The sequence below is a fragment of the Nocardia sp. NPDC056541 genome, assembly GCF_042794235.1.
Lineage (GTDB): Bacteria > Actinomycetota > Actinomycetes > Mycobacteriales > Mycobacteriaceae > Nocardia.
Genome location: NZ_JBHTUD010000003.1, coordinates 415,995 through 440,952 on the forward strand (window position 1 = coordinate 415,995; position 24,958 = coordinate 440,952).

Consider the following 24,958-nt stretch of genomic DNA (forward strand, 5'->3'; position numbering starts at 1 on the left):
GGCACTTCAACTAGGCTGTTTTCTCATGATCGACCTCCGATTCCTGCGCGAGAACCCGGAAGCCGTCCGTGCCTCGCAGCGGACCCGCGGTGAGGACCCCGCGCTCGTCGACGCCCTGCTCGAAGCCGACGCCGCGCGCCGGGCCGCCGTGGCCACCGCCGACAACTTGCGCGCCGAACACAAGGCCATGGGCAAGGTGATCGGCAAGGCGAGCAAAGAGGAGCGCCCCGCGCTGCTGGCCGCCGCCACCGACATGTCCACCAAGGTCAAAGAGGCCGAGCTCGCCGAGAACGCCGCCGACGCCGAACTCGACGCCGCGCAGCGCGCCATCTCCAATGTCGTGCAGGACGGCGCGCCCGCGGGCGGCGAGGACGACTATGTCGTGCTCGAAACCGTCGGCGCCCCACCAGTTTTCGACTTCGAGCCCAAGGATCACCTCGAGCTGGGCGAGTCGCTGCACCTGTTCGACATGGAACGTGGCGCCAAGGTGTCGGGCTCGCGGTTCTACTTCATGACCGGCTACGGCGCGTTGCTGCAGATGGGTCTGCTGCAGCTGGCCGCGCAGAAAGCCGTGGCCAACGGGTTCACCATGATGATCCCGCCGGTGCTCGTGCGACCGGAGATCATGGCGGGAACCGGGTTCCTCGGTCAGCACTCGGCCGAGGTCTACCACCTCGAAGAGGACGACCTCTACCTCGTCGGGACCTCGGAGGTGCCGCTGGCCGGCTACCACTCCGACGAGATCCTCGATCTGAGTGCGGGCCCGAAGCGCTATGCGGGCTGGTCGTCGTGCTTCCGCCGCGAGGCCGGTAGCTACGGCAAGGACACCCGCGGCATCATCCGCGTGCATCAGTTCGACAAGGTCGAGATGTTCGTCTACACCACCCCTGAGCAGGCCGATGCCGAGCATCAGCGGCTGCTGGCCTGGGAGCGCGAGATGCTGGCCGCCATCGATGTGCCCTACCGGGTGATCGACGTGGCGGGTGGCGACCTGGGTAGCTCGGCGGCGCGCAAATTCGACTGCGAGGCCTGGGTGCCCACTCAGCAGACCTACCGCGAACTCACCTCCACCTCGAACTGCACCACTTTCCAGGCGCGCAGGCTCTCGGTCCGCTACCGCGACGAGAACGGGAAAGCGCAGATCGCGGCCACGTTGAACGGCACTTTGGCCACGACGCGCTGGATTGTGGCGATCCTGGAGAACCACCAGCAGGCCGACGGTTCGGTGCGGGTGCCCGAGGCGCTGGTCCCGTTCGTCGGTACCGATATCCTGAAGCCGTAAGATGCTCAGTGTTTGCTGGCGACCCATTTGCCGGATGTGGCAAACACCCTGACCCATCAACATCTAGGCTGGTGCACGTGCGAGGAATCGGGGCGCGCGGCGATACCCGAACCCGGGTGCGGGCGGCATCGGCGTTGGCGACGGCAAAGGTCATGGCCAGGACAACGGGGGCGTTCTACGTTCTCGGTGGTGTCCTCGGCCTGATGATCACTGCCGTCGCGCCGGGCGACGACGGCAATCGCGCCGTGGTCGGCACCGCGGCGGCGATCTCGGTGGTTCTCGGTCTCACGCTGCTCGCGTGGGGTCCGCGGATGCCGCACGGCCTGCACCACGCCTACCTCGCCACCGCGGCGGTGCTCGTCGCGATCGCGGTGTACGACTTCCCCAACCTGGTCGGCGCCATCACCCTGGCCTCGTTCTTCGTCTTCGTCGCCTGCGACGCGGCGCTGTTCTTCGCCTGGACCCAGGCTGCCGCGCACATCGGTTTCGCGATGGTGCTGTGCCTGCTGGTGTTGCCCGCGCGCGGGTTGCCGTGGTGGTCCGGGCTGATCCCGGCGGGTGTCACCTTCGGCGCCGGCGTGGTGGTCGGCATCCTCACCAGGATGGCGTCGGAAGCCGATATCGACGTGCTCACCGGCCTGCTCAACCGGCGCGGTTTCGAGAAGCAGCTCAACCCGGCGATCGACGCGGCCGGTCGCGGCGGTCAGGGCATGGCCCTGGTGCTGGTCGACCTCGACCGATTCCAGAAGATCAACGATCACCTCGGCCACCGCGCGGGCGACGCCGTCCTGCAGCGGGTCGCCGATACCTGGCTCGACCTGCTCGCGCCCGGCCAGGTGCTGGCCCGCTTCGGCGGCGACGTGTTCGCGCTGCTGTTGCCCGGGACCACCGAGCAGGCCGCGATCCTGCTCACCGAACAACTGCGGGCCGCGGTGACCATGGGCTGCTCGGCCGGTGTCACCTCCTGGCAGCCGGGCGAGTCCGGTTCGCTGCTGGTCAGCCGTGCCGACGTGGGCCTGTACCGGGCCAAGCAGGCGGGCCGCAACCGCACGGTGCTGGAATCGTCGCGCCAGCTCCCACTGGCGGTGGAACTGCGCGAGGCCATCGACCGCGGTGCGCTCGACGTGCACTACCAGCCGATCGTCAGCCTCACCGAGGACGGCGGCCAGGCGGTCGGCGTCGAGGCGCTGCTGCGCTGGTCGTCGAGCGCGCAGCCCGAGGTCACCACCGAGGGCCTGATCCGTGTCGCCGAGGAATACGACCTCATCTCCGACCTGGACGAGCTGGTCCTGCGCCGCGCCTGCGCCGACGCCGCCCGCCTGCAGGAGAGCTTCGCGTCGCTGAACCTCACCCTCAACGTGAACGTCTCCGGCCTCGAACTGGCCGAGACCGAATACGCCGAGCGGGTCGCGACCATCCTGTCCGATACCGGCTGGCCCGCCGACCAGCTCGTCCTCGAGGTGACCGAGAGCGAACTCGCCGCCGAATCCCAGACCGCGATCACCAACCTGCACACCCTGCGCGACCGTGGCGTGCGCATCGCCATCGACGATTTCGGCACCGGTTACTCCTCGCTGAGCCGCCTGGCCACCATCCCCAGCGACATCCTCAAGGTCGACCAGTCCTTCGTCGCCGCCATCCGCTCCGATTCCCCCGCGCCTCCGCTGCTCAGCGTCATCGCCGCGCTGAGCAAATCGCTCGACCTGCAGGTCATCGCCGAGGGTGTGGAAACCGAATACCAGGCCGCCGTCCTCACCGAACTCGGCTTCGCCCTGGCCCAGGGCTACCACTACAGCGACTCGCACCCGGTCTCGGAGCTCATCAACGATCTCAACGACGGCCGTCCGCTGGTGAGCGCCACCGACGAGGACGATTCCCTTGCCGCCAACGGCTGGATCCCGCTCGGATAATCGCTTGACCCGGCCGGTCGTGGCGCGAACGATAGAACCCATGCGGATGCTCGTCTACGGCTGTTGATCTTTCCCGCTCCGGCACGCGGTGGCCTGGTTGAGGCGTGAGCCGACCGGCGTCGGCGACCTCACGGTGCGCGCGGTCCTGTTCAAGGGCACCCGCGACCTGCTACCGATCTATGCCCTCTACGGCGTTCTCTTCGCCGATCACGGGCTGAGTACCGCGCAGATCTCGCTGCTGTTGGCGATCTGGTCGGTGACGGCGTTCCTGCTCGAGGTGCCATCCGGCGCGTGGGCCGACACGGTGCCGCGTCGTCGCCTGCTAGTCCTGAGCTGTGTGTTGCAGGCCGCGTGTTTCACCCTCTGGATGCTGGTGCCGTCGTTCGCCGGCTTCGCGCTCGGCTTCCTCGTCTGGGGTATCGCGAGCGCACTGGAATCGGGAACCTTCGAGGCGCTGATCTACGACGATCTGGTCGCGCGCGGTGCACCGTCCGCCTACCCGCGAATCATGGGGTGGACGCGCGGTGCGCAGGAGAGCACCGTGCTCGTGGCGATCATCGCCGCCGCCCCGCTCTTCGCCATCGGCGGCTATGCGCTGGTCGGCTGGGTCAGCGTCGGTGTCGGCCTCCTGCACACGCTGACCGCGCTGGCTCTACCCAGCGCGCCCGTCGCCATCTCCGCCACCGCTGTCGACGATCTCGAGGACGAGCCCGCACCCGGACCGGTGGGCCCGCACGTCAAACCGGGAGCGGTGGCGCCACAGTCGAGTTCGCCCGGTTCCACCTCGTCGCGCTATCTCGCCATGCTCAAAACCGGTCTCGCCGAAGCACTTCACGTCCGCCGGGTGCGTCGAGGCGTGCTGCTCGGCGCGCTGCTGTACGGCGTCACCGCCTTCGATGAGTACTTCGGCTTGCTCGCGGTGTCCGGCGGCGCGTCGACCAGTACGTCGGCGCTGCTGGTCGGCGTCACCGTCGCGGGTTCGCTGATCGGTTCGCTGCTGGCGGGCCGCACCGAGGTCGTGTCGGCTCGCACGTTGGCCATCGCGCTGTTCGTCGCCGGAATCCTGTTCATCGCGGGCGCGTTGGCGGTCGGGGTGGCGGCGGGCCCCGCGCTGGTCTGGGTGGGATTCGTCGGCATCGGCATCGCCTACGGCATCGACTTCAACGCCGAGGTCATCGCGGGTGCGCGGCTTCAGGATGCGATCGAGGGCCCGGCCAGGGCCACCGTCACCTCGGTGTCCGGGCTGCTCTCCGAGATCGTCGCGCTGGGTGTGTTCGCGTTCGTCGCGGCCGCGACACAGTGGCTCGCGATGTCGACGACTATCGCGCTGCTCGGATCGGTGTTGCTGGTCGCCGCCGCGTTGACGCCCACCTGGCTGCCGCCGCGTCACGGCACCGAGCGTGATAGGACTGAGAACGCAACCCCTGAGCAAGGGGGAGACTCCGGGTAGCACCCACCTCGCACCAAGGACGCCCATACGTGACGCCGACCGCCAACCGTCGAGGTCCCGGACGAGCGAGCTTCGCTGGGAGGCGCAAGACCGCTGGGCTCGTGTTCGGGTTCGCTATCGGGGCGGGAGTCGCAGTACAGGGGCGGATCAACGGTGCGCTGGGTGCGCGGCTGGCCGACGGGATCGCGGCGGCCACCATCAGCTTCGGCACCGGGCTCATCGCTCTGCTGATCGCCTTCGCAGTCAGCCCGGCGCTGCGCGCGGGCGTCACCAAGGCGCGTGTGGCGGTATCGGAGGGCAGGTTGGCGCCCTGGCAGTTGCTCGGCGGATTGTGCGGCGCGTTCTTCGTAGCGGCACAGGGACTCACCATCGCGGCGATCGGCGTCACCGCATTCACTGTCGCGGTGGTCGCGGGCCAGCTCCTGAGCAGCCTCGTGGTCGACCGGCTCGGCCTCGCCCCGAACGGCCGAACCCCGATCACCGCGTGGCGCCTCGTCGCGGCCGCCCTCGGCATCACCGGGGTCGTGCTCTCGGCAGGCGGCAGTTCCGCCCCGGCCACCGTCACCACCGGCGTCCCGGATATCCCAGCCCTGCTCATCGTCCTGCCCGCCCTCGCGGGCATCGGTCTGGCCTGGCAACAGGCGGTCAACGGCCGGGTCGGCGCCACCGGCGGCCCCTTCACCGCCACCCTGCTCAACTTCGGCGTTGGCCTGACCGCGCTGCTCCTGCTCGACCTGTACACCCTGGCCACCACGGGCCTGCCCACCGAATTCCCCACCGACCTCTGGCTCTACACCGGCGGCTTGATCGGCGTCGCGTTCATCGCCCTGGCCGCCGTGACGGTCGGCCTGATCGGCGTCCTGCTGCTCGGCCTCACCTCGGTGGCCGGCCAGCTGGTCGCGGCGATGGTGCTCGACGCCGCCGACGCGAGACTGTCGCTCACCACCGTTGTGAGCTGTGCGATCGTGCTGGCGGCGGTGGTGGTGGCGAGCCGGAGCAGTCGCTGACCCAGACGCTGAAATGCTAGGTTTCAGGCGAACTGCGGCTGGGATCTCGGCCGTTTCGCCGGGTGCGGCGGAGAGCGAGTTGGGGGAGTACCGAATTGATCGAGCCGCTGTCGACGAGTGACTCGCCGATGATCGGACGCTATCGGGTGCGCGGTGTGCTCGGTGCGGGCGGAATGGGCCGGGTCGTCCTGGCGACGGGCCCCGACGGGCGCTTCGTCGCGATCAAGCAGATTCATTCGCATCTGCTCGACGATCGTGAGTTCCGGGCGCGGTTCGAGCGTGAAGTCGCCATCTCCGCCCGGGTGTCGGGGGCATTCACGGCGGCGGTGGTCGATTTCGAGACCACCGGCGAAACACCGTGGCTCGCTTCGGTCTTCATCGCAGGGGTGGGGCTGGACAAAGCGGTGCGCGAGCTGGGCCCACTGCCGGTCCCCGCGTTGCGCACCCTGGCTTCCGGCATGGCCTCCGCGCTGCACTCGATCCACAGCACCGGCCTGGTGCATCGAGATCTCAAACCCGCCAACGTGATTCTGGCCGCCGACGGACCGCGCGTGATCGACTTCGGCATCGCGCAGGCGGTCGGCACCGGGGCCGCGCTCACCGAAGTGGGTGCCGTGGTCGGCTCGCCCGCGTACATGTCACCGGAACAGGCGAACAGCGAACCGATCACCTCCGCGAGCGATGTCTTCTCCCTCGGCTCGCTGCTGTGCATGGCCGCGACGGGAACGGCACCGTTCGCGGCGTCCTCCGCTCCCTACACCCTGTTCAACATCGTCCACAGCGAGCCGCAACTCGACGATGTCCCCGCGCCGCTGCGCGATCTGATCGCGGGTTGTCTGCGCAAGGACCCGAGGGCCAGACCGACACCGGCTCAGATCTTGGACTACCTGGGGGTCCTGCCCGTTCAGGCACACCCGTGGCCCGCGCCTGTCCATGCCGAAATCGCCGCCCAGACACAGAAACTGGTCGCGCTGACCTCGGACCCCGAAGCGACGCAGATCATTCCGGCGTACACGCCGATCGCACCGCCGCCCGCCCCGGTGCCTGCCGAGAAGCGCCGGACCGCACTTCGGCTGGGAATTGTCGCGGCGACCGCGGTGGTGATCGCCGGCGCGCTCACCGCAGTTGTCTTGCGCGCCAACGACTCCGCGACAACACCTCAGGACACGCCGCAGGCGATACCGACCGCGACGCTCCCCGGCCTGGACCAACTGCGTGGCACCGATGCGTGCACCTGGGTGCCGCAGGCACTCGGAAAGACCCTGCCCACCGAGGTCGCCGCGAAGGCCTCGCCGGATGTCTCGTCCTGGCGCTGGCAGGCGACGTCGAGTTGGGGATGTGACGGCACCTCTGGTGGCGCGCGCATGGCCGTCGAGATCGGTGCCGCGCTGAACGGATTCGAATCCGGCAAGCAGGTGGTCAACGGTTACGCGATTGCCCGCCGCGGCGACGACTGCGCGCTCGCGATCGAGGGTGGCGAGCAAGCCGCGCGTTGGGGCATCATCGTCGACACCTTCTCGCGCGGCGAATGCCGCCTCGCCGACCATGTCCTCGAGCGGCTCACCGCCTCGCTCGCCGAACTGCGTCCCGACACCGCCGCGCAGAAATCGCTGTCGTCGGTAGACCCCTGTGCCCTGGTGGACAATTCGGCCTTTGCCGCTCTCGGCCCGGTCGTGGCGAAATCCGCGCACTCCTGCGAGTGGTCGGGTGACTCCACCGTGCGGATCACCTTGTCGCAGCCACGGCGACGAGCGACCTCCATGGAGGAGAAGGTGATCGATATCGGCGACGGTGTGCTGGTCGACAATCTCGACAGCGTGATGCTGGGGCCGAACGAATGCCGTCGGGTGTATCAGTTCCGCAAGGTCGGCGAGACCTTTCGCGAGGATGTCGAAGTGTCCGTCAGCAATCCGAACCAACGCGAAGGGCAACTCTGCGCGATCGCCGATCCGCTCGTGAAGCAGGCGGTCGGCCGGTTGCCCGCGCGGTAGCGGCGCCGAACTCGCGGGTGATAGTTTCACGGCAGAGTTCGGGAGGGGCCTGGCGTTCGACGCTGCGGTCGGAGGGGAATGTTCGTGCGTAATCGGTTGCGTTGGCTGGCGCCGTTGTTATCGCTCACCCTGCTCACCGCGGCATGCGGTGACAACGCCGCACCCGATCACGGTGACTATGCCCTCGAACCGGTGGCGGGCGACTACGACGACGCGCCGAATGCGGTGCGCGGAACGCTGGTGGAATCCGTGCGCATCGGCGAGCGGTTACTGCTCGCCAACCGCATCGACCCGGAATTGACCGACGGCAACGGCGGCGGGCTGATCGTCGGGATACGCGGCGTAGACGATCTGCTCTCGGGCGTCCAGCGAACCGCACTCGGGCCGTTCGACGTGCTGGCCGGCTACGGCGCGATCGCGAGCAACGGCCAGTCGGACAACGAATCGAAGCACAAGCTGCTGTCGATCGCGATCCTGTCCCTACCCGATGAGGCCCAGGCGACGGCGGCCGCGCAGGCGATGGCTGCCGCGGACTTCACCGCGAATACCGAGAACGCGCCCCTGTCTCTTTCGGAATATCCTGCCGCACTGTCACATTGGCGACCCGGTGTGCCCACGGTCGGGAGCTGGCTGGTGTGGAAGAACCTGGTGATCAGGTTGTACGCCAAGATCATCGAGCCCAGCCCCGAATTGTTGACCGATCTGCTCACACGGACCTACCGCGCTCAGCTGGCCGAGCTCGGCACCTTGGTTCCGACGCCCGCCGCCGACATACCGAAGCTGAAACTCGACAGCGACAAGTTGCTCACCCATATAGTGAAGACCGGCGACTACTGGCCCAACAAGTGGGAATTCATGGTCTACGGCCCTCGTTCCTATGCCCTGCTACGCGACGATCCGTCGGTCAACCTGCGTGATTTCGAACAGAGCTCGATCGACGCGATCGCGGTGTCGTACAACAAGTTTCTGTATCGCGCGCGGGACAGCGAAGCCGCGAAGACCTACGCCGACCTCGAGGAAAAGCATTCGCTGGCTGCCGATTACACCCCGCTGACAGGTCCGCCGGGACTCTCGGGTGTTTCCTGCTACCGCGCAGCGAGGCCGGACAACAGGTCGGTTCCCGCCCGGCGGTTCTCCTGCCTGGTGCGATACAACGAGTTCGTGGTCCGCCTCTACAGCAACCAGGAGACCGATATTCGACAGCAGGCGGTCGCGCAGCACGCGCTACTGAGCGGGTCGTGGTGAACACGGGAGGCGCGGCGATGAAACCGCTGAATTCGCAAGATCCCGAACAGCTGGGCCGCTATCGCCTGCTTGCCGTGATCGGCCGGGGTGGCATGGGACAGGTGCTGCTCGGCCAGGGCCAGGACGGCCGGTTGGTCGCGGTGAAGCAGATCCACCGCCAGTTCACCGGCAATCCGGAATTCCGTGCCAGGTTCCGGCGAGAGGTGCTCGCGTCACAGCAGGTCACCGGCGCCTACACCGCGGGCGTGGTCGACCACGACGCGGAATCCGAAACGCCATGGCTGGCTTCCGAATACATCGCGGGCCCTGGCTTGCAGGACATGGTCGGCGAGTTCGGCCGCCTGAACCTGAGCGGGCTGAAACTCCTGGCCACCGGCCTGGCGATGGCGCTGCTCGAGATCCACCGCACCGGCCTGGTGCACCGCGACCTCAAGCCGAGCAACATCCTGCTCACCAACGACGGTCCACGCGTGATCGACTTCGGCATCGCCAGGGCGCTCGAGGACGACGTCAACCTCACCGCCACCGGAGCGGTGATCGGATCGCCCGCGTATATGTCACCCGAACAGGCCGAATGCCGTCCTTTGACAACAGCTTCCGATGTTTTCGCCGTCGGTGCGGTTCTCGCGATGGCGGCCACCGGCGCGAGCCCGTTCGACGCGGCCTCCACCCCGCAGGTCCTCTACAACGTGCTCTACAGCTCCCCGGATACCACCGGAATTCCGGAGCAGATCCGCGCGCTGGTCGATGCTTGCCTCGCCAAGGACCCGTCGGCGCGACCGACCCCCGAGCAGTTGCTCGACGCGGTGAGCGGGATCGACGCCGAACCTGTCTGGCCGGTCCGGATCCGCAGACGCATCGCCGACTGCCAGGCCGAGGCGGGTCGCTGGGCAGACGGAACCGCTGCTGCCACAGCGTCGATCGCACCCGAACAGCCGAAGCCGAAGTGGGCGCGACTGGTTCTCGCTGCCGCGACGATGTCGGCACTGGTGCTGGCTTCCATCGCTATTTGTGGCGTCGGCGTCGAGGGCAACGCGGTGGCGATGGATGATCCGCCACTGGCGCTGACCCACGACGAATCCCGCCGCCTCGACCTCTGCGCGTTGCTCGATCCGTCAGTGCTCGGTGAACTAGGCACTGCGACAAGTGAAGTCGTCTCGAACGCCATCGGCGGTTGCACCGTCGGGTATCGCGATCAGGCCGGTCGCACGGTGTCTTTCAGCCTGCGTAACAACGACAATGTCGCCGAGGTACGTGATGACAGACAGCCGATGGGTAGCTCCATCAATTGGATGCCGGTACTCGGACTTCACAAAGAGTCCGCCTCCTGTGACCGCATAGTGGTGACCCAGAGCGGTTTGCCGATGGCGCTGACTATGGGCGCGAGCACCTATCCGCCCGCAGGCGACCTCTGTCCGGCGTCCGAGCGCGCGCTCGCGGCGGTGGTCCGTCGTCTGTCGGTCAATCCGCCGCTGCGGACCTTCCCGCAGGGCTCGCTGCTGCCACTCGACCCGTGCTCGCTGATCGACATCCCGGCCACTCGTTCGTTGGTCGGTGATCCCGTGCGCACGTCGACTCCCCATAGCTGCGCGTTGACCGGCGCTGACGGCTCCTTTTCGCTCGATATCAACGAGCGCACCCGGCCGGACAGTGTTACGGGCGGAAGGGTCCGGCAAACAAGCACTATCGGCGATCACACGGTCTATCTCGACGGCAGCAGTCCCGAATACTGCACCTTCATCGTGATGGTGATGCCGACCAAAGACGATCAGGCCGAGCAAGTGCGGGCCCAGTACTTCTCGAACACCGCGCGGGCCAGTGGGAACTGTGAGACTGCCGGCGATCTGCTCGAACCCGTACTCGAGAAGTTGCCCCCATCATGACGATCATTCCCCTCGGTCCCAGCGATCCACCCACCATCGGTCGCTACCGAGTGCTCGGCACCCTCGAGTCCGCGGCCGGATTCCGGTCCGTGCTGGCCTCCGGCCCCGATGACTCGCTGGTCGTGGTGCGACAGGCGCTACCGGAACTTCTCGACGAGCCGGATTTCCGGATCAGGATGCGGCACAGCGCGATTGCCGCGATGCGTGTCTCCGGTTCCGCCAACACCACGGTGATCGATGTCGATGCCGACGCTGAGAAGCCCTGGGTGGCATCAGCATTCGTGCCAGGCGTGCGCCTCGACACCGCCGTAGCCGAGCACGGGCCACTGCCTGTACCTGCCGTTCGTACCCTGGCCGCCGCGCTCGCCTCCGCACTGCGGACCGTGCATGCCGCAGGCCTCGTGCATCAGCGCATCCGGGCCGACACGGTGCTGTTGGCCAGGGACAGTGGCCGTCTCGGTGAAGTCGGTATCACCCCGGCCGCCGGGACCGCCACTGCGACGGCGACGGGCACGCCGGACTTCCTGTCGCCGGAGCAGTCGCTCGGGTACGAGCTGACGCCGGCTTCGGACGTGTTCTCCCTCGGTTCCGTCCTCGCTTTCGCCGCCTCCGGCGTCGCACCGTTCGCCGCACCGTCGGTGCCGTACACGCTGTTCAACATCGCCCAGCGCGAACCCGATCTGAGTCGCGTGCCGGAGCCGCTGTTCGAGATGCTGGCCGCGTGCCTGCGCAAGGATCCGGCAGCCCGCCCCACGCCAGGACAGATCCTCGACTATCTCGGTGCCCAGCCGAGCGGTCCGCCACCGTGGCCCGCCCCCGTGCTCGATGACATCGGGCGCCAGCAACACGAGATCTCGGCGCTGCTGGCCGCCCTGCCCGCGATCACCGCACCGGAACCCGCACCTGGACGACCCTTTTCGGTGGTCATGGTCGAAACGGGTCGTGCGAGCGTCGAATACGGCAGGCGTGTACTGGAATCCGTGCGACTTCGCTGGAGTGCGGCGAGTCCGAGGGCTCGGAGCGGCCTGGCAGGTGGCCTGGCGGCACTGCTCGTGGCGCTCGTCGGGATCACCTACTTCGCGACACGCGAAGAGAGTGAGCCGGGGCCGGTGACCGGGCTGACCCTGGCGCAGTTACGGCAGGTCGATGCCTGCCCCTGGCTGGCCTCGGCCCTCGGCGACTCGGTGCCGGTCGCGCCGACACCACTGGCCGCGGATACCTGGGAGCTGACTCCGTCCCCGAGCTGGGGGTGTACCGCCAGTTCCAACCGCTACTCCTTCTACCTGTATCCGGGGAAGGAGGACGAATACCTGACACCCAATAAGACGGTGGTAGAGGGGGTTCCGATCATCGACGGCAGCTCCGCGGCCTGCACGCGGGCCATCGCGAGCCCAGGCGCCGAGCACGAATCCGGCATCGTCATCGTCCTCAACAATCCGTCCGGGGTGAAGGAATGCGCGGGTCTCGACTACATCGCGGCCAACCTCGCCCGTTCACTGACGACCGCGCCGCGCGCCGAGGGCAGGGAGTCCTCGCTGGCCCTGCTGGAACCGTGCACGCTGCTCGACCGCGACGCCGTCGCCGAGAAGATCGGCGTCCTGCCACCCGAGCCCACGATCGCCGACGCGCACACCTGCCGGTGGGACGCGCGCGTGCGAGTCACCCTGGAGCTGGTCAGCACCAGCACGAGCACTACGGGCAAGGACCTGGAGCTCGTCACGGTCGACGGGGTCCAGGTGTATCTCGGCAAGGGCGGTTCGAAGGCCATCTGCTCCCGCGCCTTCCTGATGCCGGATGCCGGGCAGGAGACCATCGAGGTCTCGGTACACGGAACCGAGGGATTCCGCGACGACTATTGCGCGATTGCCTCGTCCCTCCTGCGACAGGCGGTCGGGAAACTGCCCGAGCGCTGAGACAAGCCCGGCTACGGTGAATACTGCGATTCCGCAGACCACCACGAAAGGGCAGCCATGGACCAGCTCGGAGTAGCGGTAGTCGGATACGGCCTGGCCGGGTCGGTGTTCCACGCGCCGCTCATCGCCGCCGAGCCGCGGATGCGAGTGGCCGCGGTGGTGACCTCATCGCAGGAGCGGGCCGCGCAGGCGCGGGCCGAGTATCCGGGAGTGCGGGTGTGGAAGTCGGCGCAGGAGATGTTCGTCGAGGACGAGGACGTCGATCTCGCGGTGATCGCCACGCCGAATCGCTCGCACGCGCCGCTGGCGTTGCAGGCGCTGGCCGCCGGGTTGCCCGTGGTGGTGGACAAGCCGTTCGCGGTGACAGCGGCCGATGCCGAGGAAATGGTCGAGGCTGCGGAGCGGGCCGATCTGCCGTTGAGCGTTTTCCAGAATCGGCGCTGGGACAACGACTTTCTGACCGTGCGCGCCCTGATCGACGCCGGTGAGCTGGGTGAGGTCCGGCGGTTCGAGTCCAGGTTCGAGCGGTGGCGGCCGGTTCCCAAGGGTGGCTGGCGTGAAGTGGGCGATGCCGAGGACGGTGCGGGCATCCTGTTCGATCTGGGCAGTCACCTGGTCGACCAGGCGCTGACGTTGTTCGGCCCGGTCACCGAGGTCTACGCCGAACTCGACCGGCGCCGCCCGGAGGTCGGAGCCGACGACGACGCCTTCATCGCCCTCACCCACGCCAACGGCACCCGGTCGCAGTTGTGGATGAGTGCCGTTGCGCCGCAACTGGGTCCGCGCCTGCGTGTGCTCGGATCCGCCAACGGCTACACCGTCTCCGGCCTCGACCCCCAGGAAGACGAACTGCGCGCAGGCCGCCGCCCGGACGACGGAAAACCCTGGGGCACAGTCCCACCCGAAAAGTGGGGCACCTTCGGCGCAGGCGAGGATCTACGCCCGATCCCCACCCTTCCCGGTGACTACCCCGCCTTCTACGCGGGAATGGCCGCCGCCCTGCTCGACGGAGCTCCGGTCCCGGTCGACCCCCGCGACGCCGTGGAAACCCTGCGAATTCTCGAATACGCCCGCCACGTAGCCGAACCTGCCGATCTCACTTCTTGACCACCGGCACCGAGTCGAGCCGAAGGTGTGACCCGACGACTCCATCGAGCACATCCATGCAGAGCCGCAGCACGATGATGCGGAACGGCCGTAGCCGACTACTGCGCCGGCGCGATGTTCTGGTTGAGGTGGAACAGGTTGGCCGGGTCGTAGGTCTTCTTGACCGCGGCCAGGCGGTCGAAGTTCGGGCCGTAGTTGGCGCGGATGCGGCCCTGGTCGTCGGAGCCCATGAAGTTGATGTAGCCGCCGTCGGCGGTGTGGGGCTCCAGCGCGGAGTGGTAGTCGCGGACCCACCTGATGTTGGCGTCGTTGTCGATCGCATCGGGCCACATCCCGGCGATCACGGGGGCGAAATTCGCGGTGCGGTAGGCGAACGCGGTGTCGTCCACCGCGACGTCCTGCACGGCGCCGTCGATCGGGTAGAGGTGCATGGTGGACTGCACCGCGGGCACTCGCGGGCCGAACTCGAGATGAGCGGCGAGGGCGCCGTCGGTGAGTTCGGGTTGGAACGCCGCCTTCCAGTAGTGCTGCAGGCCGGGAGGAAGGAGACCGTCGAATGCGCTGTTGAGGGCCGGGTAGGGCATCCGGCCGACGTGCTCGGCCACCGGCGTCGCGACCGCCCGCAGGTCCGCGAGCAGGGCTTCGGCCTCCTGATCGGGGCCGTTGAAGCAGGACACCAGCAGGACGAACGGTTCGCCGACCCGTTCCTCGGGAATGAACGGCAGCGGCGGCGCGATCTGGAAGCCGGGGAAGGCGCCCATCGCGCGCGGTGCCGCCGCGATCCAGTCGCGGTAGGTCCGCAACAGCTCTTCGGCGACGTCGAGCTCGAAGAACATGGGTCCGCCGTAGATCGTGTCCACCGGGTGCAGGTCGAACTCCATTTCGGTGACCACCCCGAAGTTGCCGCCGCCGCCGCGCAGCGCCCAGTACAGATCGGGGTGCTCGGTCGCGTTCGCGGTCACGAAGGTGCCGTCGGCCAGCACCACATCGGCGGACCGGAGGTTGTCGATGGACAGACCGTAGGCGCGGGCGAGGTAGCCGATCCCGCCGCCGAGAGTCAGGCCGGTGACCCCGGTGGTGGAGATGATGCCGCCGGTGGTGGCGAGCCCGAAGGAATGCGCGGCGTGGTCGAAGTCGCCCCAGTCGCAGCCGCCCTGTACGCGGGCGATCCGCCGTTCGGGATCGACGCGGATGCCCTTCATGGCGCTCAGGTCCAAGACGATGCCGTCGTCGACGGTGCCGAAACCGGGCACGCTGTGGGCGCCGGCGCGGATGGCGAGGTCGAGTCCGCTCTCGCGGGCGGCCTCGACGGTGGTACGCACGTCGGCGACGTCGACCGCGCGGACGACCGCGAGGGGCCGGCGGTCGATCATCGCGTTGTAGACCGAACGCGCCTGGTCGTAGCCGGGTGAGTCCGCGGTGATCACCTCACCGCGAATCGCTTCGAGGATGGTCGATACAGGTGTGCCGTTCATTGTCGCTCCCTGGTCGGGTCGAGAATGAGCCGAACAAACGCAGTGCGTGATCGTGGAACGGAGGGGTGGATCGGACTTTCTCGATGGACCCCGAACTCAAATTACCCCGGTCGCCGTCCCTGGTTCAAGGTTCAGAGCTTGCGAGAGCGCAGCTCGTGACCCTTGGAGGTCTTGCAGCGCCCCGATTCCAGGTCCCACTGCCAGCCGTGCAGGTTACAGGTGAGGTTGTTACCTTCCACCACACCGAATTTGGAGAGGTCTGCCTTGAGGTGGGGGCAGCGGCGCTGGACTTCCCAGCCGTCGAGTTCGGTGACGGCGGAGTCGTCGTGTGCCTCGGAGAACCAGCCGTCGGCGTAGGCGATGCGCTCGTCGGTGAGGCACTTGAAGAAGGTGTAGAGGAACTCGTTGTAGCCGCCGATCCGCCACGCCTGGAAGCGGGTGGACAGGAAGATCGTGTTCACCCAGTCCGGCTCGTTGTCGCGCAGCACGGTGCGTACCAGTTCGGGGGCGATGCGGAAGCCGTAACGGTAGCGGCCTTCGCCCTCGAGCGGCGCGCGCACGGTGCGGTGCGGGAAGTCCAGGACGATGGTCTCCTCGCCGATCACCAGGCCCACGGGGTAGCCGATGCCGTCGCTGATCAGCGCGCTCTGCTTCATGATCGGTTCGAACAGCTCACGCAGCGGCTCGAGCAGCGAACCCTCTCCGGTCTCCCACGACGCCTTCTCCGCGGCCAGCACCGGCGCGAAACGCTGCGCCATCTCCGCGATGTAGGCGGCCTTGTCGCCGTAGATCCGATCCGGGTCGAACGGGTGCGCGAGGTCGAGCTCCTTACCGCGCACATCGGCGACCGAACCGGGGATCATCAGGATCCCGCCGGAGTTGCCGTGAATGTTCATCTGATCGAGGAACACGATCTGGTCGGGGAAGATGTTGCCTTCGTCGCCGCGATCGTCGTTGAGGTAGCGCAGCTCGTCGTCGAGGAACACCGGCGGACCTGCAGAGGGCACCACCCAGGTCGCGCCGACCTGCTCGATGTAGGAGCGCGCGCGATCCATGCCACGCTGACGCTTCTGCTTGCCGAAGTTGGCCTTGGTCCGCGCCGGGATGTCGTACACGGCCGGGTACCAGATCGCGCCCGAGTACTGCAGCAGGTGGATGTCGATGTCGCCGAACGCGTCGTGGATGACGTCCATGTCCACCGGTCGGGCGTCGTTCATGTTGAAACAGGTGGTCTCACCGTCGGAGATGAGAATTCCGGAGTCGCCGATCGGGCCGTCGGCGGGCGCGCGCAACGCGACGATCATGATGTCCACGGAGCCCTTCGGCCCGGTGATCGTGTGCTTGACCGAGTCCTCGGTCTCGAAGAACTTGGTGAAACCCAGCGCCTCGAGCTCACGGCGCAGGTCGAGCACCGGGTAGTCGGGCAGCAGGATCGTGGCGTCCTTGTTCACGTACTTCGCCAGGTGGGCGGCGTCGAAGTGATCGCGGTGCAGGTGCGAGACGTACAGGTAGTCGACATCGCCGAGGGTCTCCCAGTCGAGCTGGGAGTTGTCCGGGAAGGGGAACCACGACGCGAAGTACGCGGGGTTCACCCAGGGATCGCACAGGATCGTGCCGGCCTCGGTTCGGATATGGAAGCCGGCGTGTCCGACGCTGGTGATCTGCACGAGCTGTTTCCTCCTACCAGGATCTGATTCGCCGGATCAATGGCGAGCTACCGCCTCGGGCCCCCTGACTGCTTCGGCGTACCAGCCAACCAGGGTAGTGGCTAAATCGTTACGTCACCGATGCAATAGCCCTCAGCGGTCGCGACAACCGTGAAAGTGCGCGTCCGCGTGCCCCCGGGTGAGGTGGTCACAGGGACGTGAACTGCCAGGTAGTCGCCACGAACCTGCTCGGATCGTAGCTCCTCGCCGGTGTAGGAGGTGACATTGCCTACTTTGCCCGAGTCGCCTGTCAAGGGGGCTGCTACGGGGTTGCCGGTGCCCTCGGGATCCCAGCTCGCGGGCGAGGCCTTGCAGGTCAGCGGATGGTCTGCTTCGATATCTGCCGCGTTGAGTGGTTTGCCGGTGGCGCGGGCGAGGTAGCGGCGCACGGTGTGGCGCGCGTCGGCGTCGTCGTAACCGGGCTCGACGCCCGCCGCGGACACCCGTCCGCAGGCATATCCGGATGCCACGGATTCGCGGTCGACGGTGACGGTGACGGTTCGGTTACGCCAGGTCACGGTATCGGCGGTCGCGGTGCCCGGCGTGGCCAGGGCAGCCAGCACCGCCTGGGGATCGGCGTACATCTCGGCGACGGTGGCAGGCGGGATGGTCCAGCAGTTGTCCTGGAGTTCTTTCACCGTGCCGGTCTGTAGGTCGGCGGCCCAGCGGCGCACGGCGGTGACGGCGTCGGCGTGGCCCGCGACCGCGCCGACCTGGGGTGCGTCGGCGGGGAGCGGGCTGTTCGGCGCCGGTTCGCCGGGTGCGATGGCCTGGGTCGCCGTGGTCGTCGGCGCCGCGGCGGCCGTGGTCGACGCGGTAGTGGTCGTCTCGACCGGATCGCCCGGGATCCCCGACACCGAATCGCACCCGGCGACCAGGGCCGCGGCGACGGTCAGGCCCGTGACCAGCGCGTAGGCGCGGTGCGGGCGGGTCAGGGCAAGCTGGGCGCGTTCCACTACGACGTTCCTCGATTCCTAGGTCGTGGCACCCGCCTGTGACGACGGCGGGGGAGTGACTGTCGGGGCGAGCGGACTCGCCGGGGTGTAGACCGGTGTGCGCGAAGCGGATTCGCTGCGCGGGCGAACGCCGCGATTCTACGGTCACGGCCCGCGCCGATGGCACCCCTGCCGATGCGGAGATCTACGACTACGCTTGCGTACTTGTGGAACCCCTCTACTTCTCGATCATCGGCGTGGCCCGAACCCTGTTCTTCCTCGAAGGTCTGAAGTTCACTGTCAAGGGGGCGGAAAACATCCCCGCCACCGGCGGCGCCGTGCTGGCGGTCAACCACACCGGTTACATGGACTTCACCTACGCGGGTCTGCCTGTGCGCACCCCCCGTCGCTACATCAGGTTCATGGCCAAGCAGGAAGTGTTCGACAACAACATCTCCGGCCCGATCATGCGCACCCTCAAGCACATCCCGGTCGACCGCACCGCGGGCGCCGACTCCTACCAATCGGCGGTGCAGTACCTGCGCGACGGCGAGCTCGTCGGCGTGTATCCCGAGGCCACGATCAGCCGCAGCTTCGAGATCAAGGAATTCAAGTCCGGCGCGGCCCGCATGGCACTGGAGGCGGGTGTGCCGATCATCCCGATCACCATCTGGGGCGCCCAGCGCGTCTGGACCAAGGGCTTCCCCAAGCGGCTCGGCCGCACCAACACCCCCATCTCGATCGCCGTCGGCACCCCCATCCAGCCCTACGAACCCGCCGCCGACCTCACCGCACAGCTGCGCTCCACCATGCAGGAAATGCTCGCCGACCTGCAAGAATCCTATGAGCACGAGCCCGGCGCCTACTGGGTCCCGAAACGGCTCGGTGGCAGTGCCCCTTCCCTCGAAGAGGCCACCGCTCTCGACGAAGCCGAAGCGGCCGAACGTTTCGCCCGCAAGGCCGAGAAAACGCAGGACACCGAGGGCTGATATTTCGGCCTCGGGCGGGCTTACGCTCGAGAGATGACCACCGCGGCGGAGTTGAAGGCCCTGCAAGCTCCGGTGAAACAGCGCTACCGGGACGACCCGGCCGCCGCGGTCACCGCCCTGCGCGGCGCCGGTTCGTTCGCCGACCCCGGCATCACCTGCACGGTGCGGACCTTCGCCGGCCCGGTCCGCGCCGGCCTGCACCGCGCCACCGGCGGTGACGGCGCCGACGCCTGCTCGGGCGACATGCTGCTGGAGGCGGTGGCGGCCTGCGCCGGGGTGACCTGCCGCAGCGTCGCCACCGCGATGGGCCTGCCCATCACCGGCGCCGAGGTCGAGGCGGCGGGGTCCTTCGACGCCACCGGCACCCTGGGCATCGATCGAACCGTGGAGGTCGGGGTTTCGCCGATCGCCGTGACGATCACCGTCACCACCTCGGCTGCTGTCGACGACGCCGCCCTGGTCAAGCTCGGCGAACTCACCGAGCGCTACTGCGTGGTCGGTCAGAGCTTGCGGAATCCGCCGACTGTCCGGGTGGTGAGCGCTCCTGCGCCGTGATCGCTACTGTGCCCGTTCGGCTCGCGTGCGATGTGGCGGATGCCTGCCGAGGCGGACTCAGCGCGGAATCCGGCAGCGGGTCGGTGCCGGTAGCTTGCCGCGAAGGTAGGCGGCGGGTGGGACGCCCATGAGGGTGCGGAAGTCGGCGGTGAGGTGGGACTGGTCGTAGTAGCCGGTACTCGCCGCGAGGTGTGACCAGGGGGTGTCGCCCGCGTAGGAGAGGACCCGCCGCAGGCGTTGAATGCGAGCGAAATGCTTGGGGGACAGGCCGATTCCCATGGTGAACAGGTTGCGCAGCTGGCGCTCGCTGACAGCGAGGCGCGCGGTGAGTTCGGAGAGTGCGGGGGCGTTGTCGGCGGTGAGCGCCGAGATCGCCTCGCGCAGCACGATCCGGTGCGCCCGATCGGTATCCGATTCCGAGATAGTGTGCGGCAGTAGATCTTCCAGATGGGTGATCGCGTGTGCGGCGGGCACGCCCGTCAGTTCCGTCGCGAAACCGCCCAGCGGACCCGGCAATTCGTCGAGACGAAAGACGCGGTCGGTGAGTTCGCCCGCGGTCACGCCGAGCAGCTGGCGGGTCACGCCCGGTTCCAGGCGCAGCCGCACGCACCCGGCGGGCTCCTCGGGTGTCGAGTAGGACGCCTTCGTCTGCGCGCCGACGACGAACGCGTTACCGCGACCGGACTTTTCGGTGCGCAGGACGACCGTGGTGGTCGCGACGGGCGGATGCGCGAACGGCTGAGCGAGGTCGTCGAACAGTGGCGTGCTGGTGAGTTCGGTGAGCCACGGGCGCAACGATTCCGGTGTCGTCACGGGCGTCTCGATGTGCGCCGAGGTCAGATACTCCACCTGGTCGACTGTAGGCGGCGCGGGCCGGGATGTCCGTGCCGATTTCTCCTATCTTCGCAGGCAGCGCGGCGGCCATGCTCGTTCCATGATCCTGATCACCGGTGCGACAGGCACCATCGGAAGCGACATCGTGCGACAGCTGGCAGCCGAGGGCGTCGCCGTCCGGGCGGCGACCCGCGACCCGGAGCAGGCAGGATTCCCCGCCGGGGTGGAGGTGGTGCGGGTGGACTACCGCGACCCGGCGACGTTCGGACCCGCCATGGCGGGCGTAGCGGCCGCGTTCCTCGTCGGGATTCCTGGCCCGGACAGCACCGGCACCGATGCCGAACTGGTGGCTGCCGCGCGAAAGGCCGGTGTGCGGCGAGTGGTGAAGCTGTCCGCGGTCGGTACCGGCGACCCACGTCTCGGCGTGCCGGGTTCCTGGCATGTGCCAGGGGAGCAGGCCGTGCGCGACTCCGGCTTGGAGTGGACGATTCTGCGCCCCAATACTTTCGCGTCGAACACGTTCAGCTGGATCGAACCCCTCAGCAACGGTCACCCCGTCCCGAACCTCACCGGCGACGGCAGGCAGGCCGTGGTCGACCCACGCGATGTCTCGGCGGTCGCCGCAGCGGCGCTGCGCTCGAACGACCACCACGGCCGTATCTACACCCTGACCGGCCCCGACCTGCACACGGGCCGCGACCAGGCCGCCGTTCTCGCGCGGGTTCTCGACCGCCCGATCGCCGTCACCGACATCGCCGAAGCCGATGCCCGCGCGTTCATGGTCGCCGCGGGTCTTCCGCCCGCTTTCGTGGAAGGCTCACTGATCGGCCAGTCCTTCATCCGCGGCGGCCACAACGAGCTCGTCACCGACGACATCGAACGCGTCCTCGGCAGACCACCCCGCGGCTACGCCGCCTGGGCCGCCGACCACCGCGCCGCCTTCGCCCCCGTCGTCGCAGGCGGCGCGTTGAAGCCGAGCTGACCGGGCAGGGTCCGGTGCGTGGCGGCGCACCGGACCCTGCGGCTCAGTTCATGGTCAGCACCCACGACCCGTTGCAACCCCTGCGGGTGTTCATGTTGCCGTCGTAGACCCAGTTGAACCTGATCGGCGGGTTCGTCCGCACATTCCAATTTCCGGACGGTGAGGTGACCATCTTGCCGTTGCGCATCAGCACACCGACCTGATCGTGGTTGAACAGCCACTTTCCGCCACTGGTCGGGTAGTTCAACCGGACCGTCACCTGCCCGCCGGTGTGGTTCTGCACCACCAGGCACGAGTTCGGGTCGGAACGGTTGACCGCGTACTCCCCGAACCCTTCGTCCTCCACGTTCTCCCCACTGTCGGTGTACTCCACCGGGTCGGTGAAGTCGGCGTGCGCCGGTCCGGCCCCCAACACGGTCAGCGCCGTCATCGCGACGCCCGCCGCGATCATCCCCAGAGACTTCACAGTCGTTCCTCCCATGATTCCCGCGGTCACGACCGCCTGCGAAAAACCTTCCCCCGCAGCCTTTTCCGCATCCTTGTGACCTGCTTAACGACGCCCGCCGATGCGGGGTCTCACCGCCGCCCCGGGTGATGAGTGAGCCCGGATTTCGTAGTTCGGGAGTTTCGCGCTAAAGTTCGTACTCGCACGACGAAGTCACCGGCGCTCGCCGGATCGGTTTCGGAGGGCACGCGGATGTGGCGCAGTGGTAGCGCATCACCTTGCCAAGGTGAGGGTCGCGAGTTCGAATCTCGTCATCCGCTCAACGAAAAGCCCGGCCATCGTGCCGGGCTTTTCTCATTCCCGGTGCCGGTCGAGGCGTGGGTGACGCAGCGCAGGCAGAAACTCGCCGATCAGGGTTCGGCGCCACCAGATCCGTTCGCGGAACAGTTCGGCGGGCGTACTGAAGTGGTACTCGTACAGCCGGGCGCGCACGTAGTGCGGCGGTGCGTCGGGGAAGGGGCAGCGCCGCAGCAGGCGCAGGGTATCGGGGTCGTTGTCGAGCAGCCGGATCGCCAACGGCAGTGCCCACGATCGCGCGTAGGCCGGCGACAGCGCGGCGAACCACATCAACCAGTCCAGCCGCAGGTGATAGGGCGCCCACTGGCGCGGACGGTACCGGGGGTCGCCCGGTTTGCCCTTGAACTCGTATTCGCGCCACACCGTGTCCGGCGTGAGGTGGGTGGCGTCGGTGCCCTCGAGCACGATCTCCTGGCGGACCCGGGTGATGCTGCCGAACGCTCCATAGGTGTTGACCAGGTGCAACGGGTCGAACGAGGCGTTCATCGCCTGCTGTGCGGAGAGGAGGTTGCGCACCGGCCAGAAGCTCAGCACCACGACCATCGCGACGAAGGCGACGACGGCGCCGAGGAACCATCCGGGCGGGTCGGCCACCGGCGGCGCGTCCGGCAGTACCGGGTACGCGCTGACCGCGGTGGTTGCCAGCAGCAGAGTCACCCAGTTGAGCCAGGCGAAATTGCCGGAGAGCACCAGCCACGACTGCGTGACGATGATGATGCCCGCCGCGACGCTCGCCACCGGCTGCGGCGCGAACAGCCCGAACGGCACGATCAGCTGCGCGACATGATTGGCGGCGACCTCCACCCGGTGCAGTGGCCGGGGCAGATGGTGGAAGAACCAGCTCAGCGGACCGGGCATCGGCTGGGTCTCGTGGTGGTAGTACAGGCAGGTCAGGTCCCGCCAGCACCGATCGCCGCGCATCTTGATCAGCCCGGCCCCGAACTCCACCCGGAACAGCAGCCAGCGCGCGGCGAACAACACCAGCAGCGGCGGCGCGACGGTGTCGTTGCCGAGGAAGATCGCCAGGAACCCCGCCTCGAGCAGCAGCGATTCCCAGCCGAACGAGTACCAGGTCTGCCCCACGTTGACGATCGACAGATACAGCGCCCACAGCAGCAACCACAACGCCATGGCCGCCCACAGCGGCACCAGATCGGCGACACCGAGCGCGACCGCCATCGCGAGCACCGCACCGAACCAGGCGATGCCGGCATAGAACCGATCGGAGTAGTGCAGCTGGAACAGGCTGGGTGACCGGCGGAACGGCGTCCGGGCCAGGTATCGCGGGATGGGCAGCATCCCGCGCTCACCGAGGAGCGCGCGGAACTGTAGTGCCGCCGTCAGGAAGGCGAGGGCGTAGATCACCGCCAGGCCACGCTGGAAGATCAGCCTGCCCTGCCAGTACTCCGGTGCCGTGAACCACTCCATGCGTGTGCTCCCGGTGGTCGACGCCCCGCACCAGGGGAGTACCCGCGATCGGCGCGACGAAAATCTAGGGCCGCTCGAGTCCGGTGCCGCTGACTAGCGCGCCGCGCAGGTCGGGCTCGGTCCAGTGCCCGGCGATGCCGGGCCACACCCGCAGATAGTCGACGATGCGATCCAGATCCCAGCCGTGTGATTCGCGCAGCCCGGCGCCGATCATCGTCAGATATCGGGCCGAGGGCCGTCGCAGGGCCACGGTTTCCGGATCCCACGGTGAGGTGAAGGTGAGGACGGGAATCCCGTCGTGCGTCCCCGCGTGCACCACAGTCTCGTATCGACCCGGCCCGAGCCGCACCGCACCGTCGGCGAGGACCGGCGCCGGATCGAAGTCGATCGCCGGGCTTCGATACATCTCCTGCGCCAGGAGGTCACCGAACTGACCGACGGTCAGCAAGTACCCCCGTGCCGCCGCGCCGACCGGCCTGCCCGCCGCCGGGCGCGCGGCATAGAACCCGACCCCGCCGGTCCACACGGGGCTCTGCCAGGCGAAATACAGACTTCCCGGTAGGTCGAGCGGTGCGACGGCGGCCGGTGCGGACCGGTCACGGAACCCCGGATAGGTGTGGTCGGTTCCGGGCGGGGTGCCGCCTTCGCGGTAGTAGGCGAACCGCCGCGCGTGCATGTTGGAGCCGTACGCGGCGTACCAGACGTGCTGAGCTGTCGTCACGGGCTCACCTCGGGTGGGTCACGGTTCATGAGCGCAGGAAACGAATCCGCTTCTGCTGTCGATTCTTCCTTCGAATGGGGTCGGACATCGAGGGGAGAGATCATGAGATCAGTAATCACGGTGGCCGCGCTCGCGGTGCTCGCCGGTGGGCTCGCCGCGTGTGACGGTGCGTCCACGCCATCGCGCCTTCCGGTGACCACCCAGCCCGCGGATCAGGGCAACGCTTCGACCGTCGCACCTGCCTCCAACGAGCCACCCACCGCGCCCGGCACCGGCCCGAGTCCGGCCGACCTGCCCACCCGCGACGACGCCACCGTCGACGCCCGCGACTACCAGCAGCGCAACAACTTCTACTTCCAGTCGCCCACCGGCAACATCCTGTGCGGCTTCGTCGAAGAGGGCACCCTCGGCGTCGGCTGCCAGCTGGCCGACACACACGTGATCCCGCCCGAACTCCCCACCTGCGACAACTCCCCGGCCCGCAAGGTCGCCGCCCACATCTACGGCGGCACAGCGGAATTCCTGTGCACCAACCAGGGCTTCTTCGTCGGTGAGCCGGTGGACGGCACCACCAAGGGCGGCGGAAAAACCCTGAACTACGGCGACACCATCATCGTCCGCGGCGCCGCCTGCACCTCCACCCAACAGGGCGTCCGCTGTGACGCCGGCGGTCACGGCTTCTTCATCTCGGCAGATCAGCAGTACCTGTTCTGACTCCGATCACCGGACAGAAACAGAGGCGA

20 protein-coding genes and 1 tRNA gene are annotated in these 24,958 nt (G+C 67.9%); 14 read left to right on the forward strand and 7 right to left on the reverse strand.

Translation table 11 applies throughout. From position 1 onward, the window contains the following. Nucleotides 1-25: 25 nt before the first annotated feature. The 9 genes from serS to ACFQ9R_RS07465 all read left to right on the forward strand — a co-directional run bounded on the left by serS (nucleotide 26) and on the right by ACFQ9R_RS07465 (nucleotide 13,788). Nucleotides 26-1,282: a serine--tRNA ligase gene (gene serS, locus ACFQ9R_RS07425; RefSeq protein ID WP_378989447.1), complete on the forward strand. Its 1,257-nt coding sequence runs from the start codon at nucleotides 26-28 to the stop codon at nucleotides 1,280-1,282. Nucleotides 1,283-1,359: 77 nt separating this feature from the next. Then, nucleotides 1,360-3,192, forward strand: a complete 1,833-nt coding sequence (locus ACFQ9R_RS07430) for a putative bifunctional diguanylate cyclase/phosphodiesterase (protein ID WP_378637876.1) — start codon at nucleotides 1,360-1,362, stop codon at nucleotides 3,190-3,192. 88 nt (nucleotides 3,193-3,280) lie between these two features. Further along, nucleotides 3,281-4,642, forward strand: a complete 1,362-nt coding sequence (locus ACFQ9R_RS07435) for an MFS transporter (RefSeq protein WP_378989448.1) — start codon at nucleotides 3,281-3,283, stop codon at nucleotides 4,640-4,642. A gap of 101 nt (nucleotides 4,643-4,743) precedes the next feature. Continuing rightward, entirely contained in the window at nucleotides 4,744-5,649 is a 906-nt protein-coding gene (locus ACFQ9R_RS07440) for a DMT family transporter (protein ID WP_378989449.1), read from the forward strand. A gap of 128 nt (nucleotides 5,650-5,777) precedes the next feature. Further along, complete coding sequence (locus ACFQ9R_RS07445) at nucleotides 5,778-7,640, forward strand: protein kinase (RefSeq protein WP_378989450.1); 1,863 nt, start codon at nucleotides 5,778-5,780, stop codon at nucleotides 7,638-7,640. A gap of 78 nt (nucleotides 7,641-7,718) precedes the next feature. Next, entirely contained in the window at nucleotides 7,719-8,885 is a 1,167-nt protein-coding gene (locus tag ACFQ9R_RS07450) for a hypothetical protein (RefSeq protein ID WP_378989451.1), read from the forward strand. A 17-nt stretch (nucleotides 8,886-8,902) separates the two neighbouring features. Then, nucleotides 8,903-10,768, forward strand: a complete 1,866-nt coding sequence (locus ACFQ9R_RS07455; RefSeq protein WP_378989452.1) for a serine/threonine-protein kinase — start codon at nucleotides 8,903-8,905, stop codon at nucleotides 10,766-10,768. After that, entirely contained in the window at nucleotides 10,765-12,681 is a 1,917-nt protein-coding gene (locus ACFQ9R_RS07460; RefSeq protein ID WP_378989453.1) for a protein kinase, read from the forward strand. The genes ACFQ9R_RS07455 and ACFQ9R_RS07460 overlap by 4 nt, the downstream gene beginning before the upstream one ends. Nucleotides 12,682-12,738: 57 nt before the next feature. Further along, on the forward strand, nucleotides 12,739-13,788 hold the full coding sequence (locus ACFQ9R_RS07465) for a Gfo/Idh/MocA family oxidoreductase (protein WP_378989454.1): 1,050 nt from the start codon (nucleotides 12,739-12,741) through the stop codon (nucleotides 13,786-13,788). A 98-nt stretch (nucleotides 13,789-13,886) separates the two neighbouring features. Here the strand turns inward: ACFQ9R_RS07465 and ACFQ9R_RS07470 are convergent, their stop codons facing one another. The 3 genes from ACFQ9R_RS07470 to ACFQ9R_RS07480 all read right to left on the reverse strand — a co-directional run bounded on the left by ACFQ9R_RS07470 (nucleotide 13,887) and on the right by ACFQ9R_RS07480 (nucleotide 17,925). Beyond that, a complete protein-coding gene (locus ACFQ9R_RS07470; protein ID WP_378989455.1) occupies nucleotides 13,887-15,263 on the reverse strand; it encodes an FAD-binding oxidoreductase in 1,377 nt (458 codons plus the stop codon). A 131-nt stretch (nucleotides 15,264-15,394) separates the two neighbouring features. Further along, nucleotides 15,395-16,930: a Rieske 2Fe-2S domain-containing protein gene (locus tag ACFQ9R_RS07475; protein WP_378989456.1), complete on the reverse strand. Its 1,536-nt coding sequence runs from the start codon at nucleotides 16,928-16,930 to the stop codon at nucleotides 15,395-15,397. Nucleotides 16,931-17,031: 101 nt separating this feature from the next. Beyond that, nucleotides 17,032-17,925, reverse strand: a complete 894-nt coding sequence (locus tag ACFQ9R_RS07480) for a hypothetical protein (protein ID WP_378989457.1) — start codon at nucleotides 17,923-17,925, stop codon at nucleotides 17,032-17,034. Nucleotides 17,926-18,131: 206 nt separating this feature from the next. On the opposite strand from ACFQ9R_RS07480, the gene ACFQ9R_RS07485 reads away from it, so the two are divergent. Together ACFQ9R_RS07485 and ACFQ9R_RS07490 are read left to right on the forward strand one after the other, a co-directional pair. Next, nucleotides 18,132-18,893, forward strand: coding sequence for a lysophospholipid acyltransferase family protein (locus tag ACFQ9R_RS07485; RefSeq protein WP_378989458.1), 762 nt, complete (start codon nucleotides 18,132-18,134; stop codon nucleotides 18,891-18,893). 33 nt (nucleotides 18,894-18,926) lie between these two features. Next, nucleotides 18,927-19,448, forward strand: coding sequence for an OsmC family protein (locus ACFQ9R_RS07490; protein WP_378989460.1), 522 nt, complete (start codon nucleotides 18,927-18,929; stop codon nucleotides 19,446-19,448). A gap of 57 nt (nucleotides 19,449-19,505) precedes the next feature. Here ACFQ9R_RS07490 and ACFQ9R_RS07495 read toward each other — a convergent pair whose 3' ends face one another. Then, the gene (locus tag ACFQ9R_RS07495) at nucleotides 19,506-20,297 is read right to left on the reverse strand and encodes a helix-turn-helix domain-containing protein (RefSeq protein WP_378989461.1); all 792 of its coding nucleotides are present in this window, start codon (nucleotides 20,295-20,297) and stop codon (nucleotides 19,506-19,508) included. An 85-nt stretch (nucleotides 20,298-20,382) separates the two neighbouring features. Between ACFQ9R_RS07495 and ACFQ9R_RS07500 the strand changes: the two genes are divergently transcribed. Further along, the gene (locus ACFQ9R_RS07500) at nucleotides 20,383-21,264 is read left to right on the forward strand and encodes an SDR family oxidoreductase (RefSeq protein ID WP_378989462.1); all 882 of its coding nucleotides are present in this window, start codon (nucleotides 20,383-20,385) and stop codon (nucleotides 21,262-21,264) included. Nucleotides 21,265-21,307: 43 nt separating this feature from the next. On the opposite strand, the gene ACFQ9R_RS07505 is transcribed toward ACFQ9R_RS07500, so the two are convergent. Continuing rightward, complete coding sequence (locus tag ACFQ9R_RS07505; RefSeq protein WP_378989463.1) at nucleotides 21,308-21,730, reverse strand: hypothetical protein; 423 nt, start codon at nucleotides 21,728-21,730, stop codon at nucleotides 21,308-21,310. Between the two features lie 227 nt (nucleotides 21,731-21,957). On the opposite strand from ACFQ9R_RS07505, the gene ACFQ9R_RS07510 reads away from it, so the two are divergent. Further along, nucleotides 21,958-22,029 (forward strand) — tRNA-Gly (locus tag ACFQ9R_RS07510). Nucleotides 22,030-22,063: 34 nt separating this feature from the next. Here the strand turns inward: ACFQ9R_RS07510 and ACFQ9R_RS07515 are convergent. Both ACFQ9R_RS07515 and ACFQ9R_RS07520 read right to left on the reverse strand, forming a co-directional pair. After that, nucleotides 22,064-23,494 (reverse strand): lipase maturation factor family protein, encoded by a 1,431-nt coding sequence (locus ACFQ9R_RS07515; RefSeq protein WP_378989464.1) that lies wholly within the window; start codon nucleotides 23,492-23,494, stop codon nucleotides 22,064-22,066. A 64-nt stretch (nucleotides 23,495-23,558) separates the two neighbouring features. After that, entirely contained in the window at nucleotides 23,559-24,215 is a 657-nt protein-coding gene (locus tag ACFQ9R_RS07520) for a histone deacetylase (RefSeq protein ID WP_378989465.1), read from the reverse strand. Nucleotides 24,216-24,317: 102 nt separating this feature from the next. On the opposite strand from ACFQ9R_RS07520, the gene ACFQ9R_RS07525 reads away from it, so the two are divergent. After that, on the forward strand, nucleotides 24,318-24,929 hold the full coding sequence (locus tag ACFQ9R_RS07525) for a DUF6636 domain-containing protein (protein ID WP_378989466.1): 612 nt from the start codon (nucleotides 24,318-24,320) through the stop codon (nucleotides 24,927-24,929). Nucleotides 24,930-24,958: the final 29 nt, after the last annotated feature.

Excerpts from the sequence above, each read along its gene's own strand:
- ACFQ9R_RS07460 (WP_378989453.1), top strand. The coding sequence starts at position 10,765 with ATGACGATCATTCCCCTCGGTCCCAGCGATCCACCCACCATCGGTCGC.
- ACFQ9R_RS07515 (WP_378989464.1), bottom strand. The coding sequence starts at position 23,494 with ATGGAGTGGTTCACGGCACCGGAGTACTGGCAGGGCAGGCTGATCTTC.
- ACFQ9R_RS07470 (WP_378989455.1), bottom strand. The coding sequence starts at position 15,263 with ATGAACGGCACACCTGTATCGACCATCCTCGAAGCGATTCGCGGTGAG.
- ACFQ9R_RS07455 (WP_378989452.1), top strand. The coding sequence starts at position 8,903 with ATGAAACCGCTGAATTCGCAAGATCCCGAACAGCTGGGCCGCTATCGC.
- ACFQ9R_RS07465 (WP_378989454.1), top strand. The coding sequence starts at position 12,739 with ATGGACCAGCTCGGAGTAGCGGTAGTCGGATACGGCCTGGCCGGGTCG.
- ACFQ9R_RS07445 (WP_378989450.1), top strand. The coding sequence starts at position 5,778 with ATGATCGGACGCTATCGGGTGCGCGGTGTGCTCGGTGCGGGCGGAATG.
- ACFQ9R_RS07450 (WP_378989451.1), top strand. The coding sequence starts at position 7,719 with ATGTTCGTGCGTAATCGGTTGCGTTGGCTGGCGCCGTTGTTATCGCTC.
- ACFQ9R_RS07500 (WP_378989462.1), top strand. The coding sequence starts at position 20,383 with ATGATCCTGATCACCGGTGCGACAGGCACCATCGGAAGCGACATCGTG.
- ACFQ9R_RS07525 (WP_378989466.1), top strand. The coding sequence starts at position 24,318 with ATGAGATCAGTAATCACGGTGGCCGCGCTCGCGGTGCTCGCCGGTGGG.
- ACFQ9R_RS07490 (WP_378989460.1), top strand. The coding sequence starts at position 18,927 with ATGACCACCGCGGCGGAGTTGAAGGCCCTGCAAGCTCCGGTGAAACAG.
- serS (WP_378989447.1), top strand. The coding sequence starts at position 26 with ATGATCGACCTCCGATTCCTGCGCGAGAACCCGGAAGCCGTCCGTGCC.